The organism is Pseudomonas sp. PsB (assembly GCF_043658375.1).
Classification (GTDB): Bacteria; Pseudomonadota; Gammaproteobacteria; order Pseudomonadales; family Pseudomonadaceae; genus Aquipseudomonas; species Aquipseudomonas putida_Z.
Window position 1 is genome coordinate 1 of sequence record NZ_JBIGLU010000074.1, and the last position, 4,944, is coordinate 4,944.

The following is a 4,944-nucleotide window of genomic DNA, read 5'->3' on the forward strand; positions in this document are numbered from 1 at the left end:
ATTATTGGTATCACCTAAAACTATACTAAGTATACTAGATTAGGGGTGTAACCTAGCTCCACCCTCCCCTTAGAAATCAAGGTGTTGACATCTATAGGTGTACTATCTGTACCATCCGCACCTTTTTGGGTGGGTGCATTGGATGGCGGTGGTTCAGGTGGTAGCGAAGGTGGTGGTTGACGGAACGGGAGTCCAGAGCGAGATCCCTGTCTTGATCACTGAGCATGGTGTGGTGTCCTCGCTGATTGACTACCTCCTGGCCAACCATCATCTGAGCCCTAGCTGGCAGCGTGCGGTTACCCAGGCCACAAAGCTGCTACTGGAGTACATGGAGGCCAACCAGCACCATTTCTCCGACCCTCGCTCTCTCTTCCAGGCCTTTGCCTCACGTCTCTATACGGGAACAATCGGAGATGATGGGCTAGATCCATCTGGCTTAGGGTGGGTGCCAGCCAGTCGTAACTCATCAGACCGTCATATCTCAGTCCTCAAGGGCTTCACAGACTATCTGGCTGATCTGTACGACGCTCCGGCCATGAACCCCCTGATGACCGCCAGTACCTATGATCAGCGGCTTAATTACGCTGCCTGGCACCGCCGCAACAGCAATGATTTCCTAGGGCACATCAAAAGCAAAGCGCTCTCGAAGAACGTCGATCAGGCGCGGAATATTCGAGGCCGGCGCGCACTCAGCAAGGCTGATGATGACGCCATCGCGTTCCCTGAGAAGCTTTTCCAAGCGATGTACATGGAGGGCTTCGGTGGCGCTCCTGATCCTAGGTGCGCAGTGCGAGATCAACTGATACTGATCATGATGCACGGCGCGGGCTTACGAGAGAGCGACGCACAGCACCTGTGGGTAGTGGATGTCGAAGATCACCCTTTGATCCAGGGTGGCGCCATGGTTCGTGTTTATCATCCCGAGGAAGGCAAGGCTCCGGACAACTGGAGAGGCCGCAAGGGCACCACGACTCGCGCAGCGTACTTGAGGGAGAAGTATGCCCTAACGGCTAGAAACCTTCGCCAAGGCACGAAGCGTGTTGGGTGGAAAACGAGACTGGTCGACCACGCGGACAACTACATCCAACTGCACTGGTTTCCTACACGCTTCAGCGTGCTATTCATGATGCTTTGGAAGGTTCATATCCGATACTTGGCGACTGTAGAGCGGCACCATCCTTACGCCTTCGTTTCTTACGAAGATTCCGTCGCAGGCCAGCCATACACCCTTCAAGCACTGAACGGCAATTACAAGCGAGCCTTGGCGCGTATTGGGCAAACCGTATCGAAGCCTGAAGGCCGATCCACCCATGGCCATCGGCACGCTTTTGGGCGGCGCCTGAGGAAGGCTGAGGTTCCCCCGCAGATCATCCGCAAGGCTATGCACCACACCTCCCTGGAGTCGCAGAAAAGATATACCGCACCAGGTATCGCGGACGTTTCCTCTGCGCTTACAGCCGCTGGGGAAAGGCTCGACGAACTGACCGACAGCGGCCAGATCGTTTCGCCCTTCAACGATTGGGACGAAGCGCTACCAGAGACTCTGGAAGCATTCGAATCGCCACAAACAAGGTACAGAGTTAAGAAATTTTGACTAAGACAACACGACGCGGCTCGCGAGACGGTCGCTCTTCGGACACGAACTTCACTTGGATTGTGCAGGCGCGAGGCGAAGCCTGGGAGCGCTGGCGTCAACTCCTATCCGGTTGGATTGCAACGCAGTCCGGCTCGATTGGCGTGAAGATCAACGCGATGAATTGGTTCATGACCAATTACCTGCCGACGGTGCCCGGCGGATCTAGTCCAGACGTGTTCTTTCAGGTCGCGGAGAAGGGTTTGCTGCCAGAGTTGAGGCCGCTCTTGGAGTCATCCATGAACGCTGCGACTGCCGTAAAAAACCAGAACTGGATCGTGGATCTGATCGACTGGATCATCATCCACAGCTACAGCGAGCCAAATGACCATGGTGTCCCTATGGCCCTGGTCAAGAATCCGTTCGCCAAGGGCAAGGAAAAGACGGTAATCACCGAGACCGTGCACAATCCCTTGCCCTACGCATATCTTCGGGAGCTTCGCGAAATTCTGTGCCCGCAGCCCAGGGGTACATTCCGCGATTGGGAGTGGGCTCAGCGACAGTCCGGTCAAGTGCGCTCTGATTTTGGAGATTGGTTCCCTGTCGAGCAGTCGGTCATCGACGAGGATGACCCGGATTGCGTATGGCGCTACAAAAATGATCGCTACGAAATCTGGTCGCCTGTTCGGTCGATGGCGCTTCACGTAAAGCTTCACTTGCCGCTTCGTACCTATCAGGTACGTTTCCTGGACTCTGGCGAGGCTGATACGTGGCGGTATGAGGGCGGCGACTGGGTTCTGAACAATCGCCATGGGTTCTCTCTAGGTCGCGAGGGGAACCCCTGGAAACGGGGAATCTTCTGCCGTATCCACGACCAGAACATCGGTGAAATCATGACCGGTCTCTACGTCAGCACAAACAAAACGGCAGACCAGAACAAGGAGTCTCGTGAGCGTGGCTACACGATTCCATGGCAGAACGAAGATGTCCTGTACTGGCTGGAGCGCCTGAGGAATTGGCAAGAGAAGTACAACCCTATTAACGGCCCAACCTCCTGTACTGATCTGATAGAGAAGCACTTCGGTAGCGTCAAAACTGCCGAGCAAAAGAAAGACATGGGCTCGATCTGCTTCCTTTTCCGCGACCCCACGGCGCCTCCAGGAGAGCGTGACAAGCCCATGGGAGGCTACACACTGCCTAACCTGTGGTATCGATTGCTCTCCACGTTAGAAGACCGGGTTGCCGCGCGTGGCCAGACGCTTTCTGACGGCTCTAGGTTGCGATTTGTACAGCCTCCCGACCCCAAACTGAACGCGCTGCCAATCAAAACGGATTTCCCACTCCACAGCCTCCGTGTTTCGCTTCTGACATGCTATGCCATGGAGGGGCGCGTCCCGATCCAAGTGCTATCCAAGCTGATTGCAGGTCACTCTAGGATCATCATGACGCTGCATTACACGAAGCCGACCCCGGCTATGGTGTCCCAGGTAATGGACGTTGCAAGCGGACGCATCAGCGCTACGCAGGATGAAAACCTGAAGATCTTCCTTCGGGACGCTGACATGCGTCAGATCCACTCTAAAACGGCATTCATTGATGGCAGCGCAATCGAGATTGCGTTGGCGAATCGCAACGCAATTGGCTGGGAGCAGCGTCACATAGGTCTGTGCCTTGTAGGTGGAAACAGCGCTCGATCTGACGAGATGAGCAACATTGGCGGATGCTGGAATGGTGGGGAGGTCATAACTCGGGGCAATAAAGGGCCCGTCTATGGCCCAGTCCCGCATGGCCTAGAGAACTGCCCCCGTTGCCGCTGGTTCATCACCGATGCACGTTATCTACCAGCGCTTGTCGCCCACCTCAACATGCTTAGTTATCGAGCCTCTCAGGTTTCGTCGCTTGCCGTTGAGATCGAGCAAGAGCGCGATGATCTGCTAGACGAGATGTACTTTGCTGAGCAGGAAAACCGCCCATTCTTGCTACAAGCAGAGCTGCAACAGGCTCAAAGACGCTACGAGAAGCAGATCAAAGAGGCTGACGAGTACGCGAAAGACCTGGTCTCCTGCTTCCAGCTCATCAGCAAGATTGTCTCAATCGAAGAGGGTCGTGACACAGGTGATTCGGCCACGAAATTGGTAGCCGTGGGATCTCTGGAGGACATTCATCAGCCCATCTCATTCATTGAGACCAGTAGTGAGCTGTGGCAGATCTCCCAGCTGTGCGAAAACGCTGAAATCTATGCTGATTTGACGGATGAGCTGAGGGCCACACCTGCCATCGAGAAGCGCTCTCGCGCTTTGAATCACCTTCTGATGCGGGGCGGCTACGCACCTATTTTGATGGGAATGGATGATCGCCTCCAGCTCATTGCCGGGAATGCGATGATGAGGTCTATGGCTTTGACGCTGTCTCCCAATGACCGAATGGAGGGATTCCGTGAGGTTTCTAGCCTGCTTGAGGCAGGAGAGGGCCTACAGCTTCTACCAGCCGCTATGGAGCCGCTGGAGCGCCTCACAAAGCAACCAGTAGCAAAGCTATCCGAGCTGATCACAACCACCTCAAAACAAGTCCGGGAGGCCATCCGTGATCGATCCCCAGCTCATCTTTGAAGAATTGGTAAGCCAGGCCACCAAACAGCAAGCCAAGTCCCTGACGGTGCTGCATGGCGTCCTGGAGGCACATCAGAAAACGAAGAGTCGCAACTTCTCGATTGCCACGATTGCCAAGCTATCCGTTGCGGCTGGCGGGCCATCTGCCTCAACGATCCGCAACAGCGGAGGGTTTCGTTTCCGTCAGCTGATTGAGGCCTGGGCTGCAAGTGTGGGCACGGATAGGAGAATGCCTACGAAGTCCAAGGAACAGGGCATACCAAGCGACAACGAGCTGCTTCAACGTATTGACGATCCAGCTCTGCGTGCGGTGTTTACACAGGTTATGGCCGAGCGCCGTCGCTACTTGGCTGAACTCAACCTTCTGAAATCCCAGAAGGACATCGTTGTCGACCGCCGCCCAAATGTGGTCGAGATACCTCAAGAGAGGGAGTCAGTTCAGCTTTTGCCCTCATTGACAGGGGTTCTAAGTGACATGGAGATCACAGCCCTCAGAGCGGCGGTATCGGACGATTTCTTCGATAGGCAAGGCTGGATGGTGACCAGGGCGGGCCAGGTGAAAGGGGATTCAGGTGAGATCTACAAGCATGGGTACGTGCCTGCAATTCGGAAAATTCTGAAAGAAATCGAATGATCTGACGCAGCTGTGTGGGAATGGCTTGTAGTACATCAACATAGTACATATACTAGCCATCCCTCGCGGCTGTAGCCCCCATGGTTACTGGCCCATGATCATCTTAGTACAGTATGTGATCCTATCTG

Annotated in this window: 3 protein-coding genes; all 3 read left to right on the forward strand. The window is 54.9% G+C overall.

Annotated elements, in window-relative coordinates; genetic code table 11:
- Window positions 1-142 precede the first annotated feature (142 nt).
- The 3 genes from gmtY (at window position 143) to gmtX (ending at window position 4,816) form a co-directional block, all read left to right on the forward strand.
- Window positions 143-1,594, forward strand: coding sequence for a gamma-mobile-trio recombinase GmtY (gmtY, locus tag ACGLHT_RS29800; RefSeq protein WP_032489568.1), 1,452 nt, complete (start codon window positions 143-145; stop codon window positions 1,592-1,594).
- A gap of 62 nt (window positions 1,595-1,656) precedes the next feature.
- The gene (locus tag ACGLHT_RS29805; RefSeq protein ID WP_394520758.1) at window positions 1,657-4,182 is read left to right on the forward strand and encodes a VPA1269 family protein; all 2,526 of its coding nucleotides are present in this window, start codon (window positions 1,657-1,659) and stop codon (window positions 4,180-4,182) included.
- On the forward strand, window positions 4,157-4,816 hold the full coding sequence (gmtX, locus tag ACGLHT_RS29810; RefSeq protein WP_023663234.1) for a gamma-mobile-trio protein GmtX: 660 nt from the start codon (window positions 4,157-4,159) through the stop codon (window positions 4,814-4,816). The genes ACGLHT_RS29805 and gmtX overlap by 26 nt, the downstream gene beginning before the upstream one ends.
- Window positions 4,817-4,944 lie beyond the last annotated feature (128 nt).